Below are 214 nucleotides of genomic sequence, written 5' to 3'. Positions count from 1 at the left end.
CCCGTCAAGCGATAGAGCAGTGCGCGATAGGTCTCATCATCAAGACCTAACGCGCGTTTTCCCATATGAAGGATAGCTAAAGACATGTTACCCCTCACGTCTTCGCCACATCAATGATCACAGGACGCCAAGGATGCTCCAATGTATCGCGCTCATAAAAGCGCACATATTCTTTAGATGTCGTCACACGAATGGCTTCACGAATTGCACGCAT

1 protein-coding gene is annotated in these 214 nt (G+C 48.6%); it reads right to left on the bottom strand.

The window, feature by feature from the left end; translation table 11 throughout:
• Positions 1-94: 94 nt before the first annotated feature.
• Positions 95-214, bottom strand: a 120-nt coding sequence (locus J7R10_RS09715) for a DUF3164 family protein (RefSeq protein WP_208436562.1), incomplete at its 5' end; no start/stop codon positions are given.

The organism is Bartonella vinsonii subsp. berkhoffii ATCC 51672 (assembly GCF_902825225.1).
GTDB classification, from domain to species: Bacteria; Pseudomonadota; Alphaproteobacteria; order Rhizobiales; family Rhizobiaceae; genus Bartonella; species Bartonella berkhoffii.
Note: the sequence above shows the minus strand (reverse complement) of the source record. Positions and strands in the feature narration are given on the sequence as shown.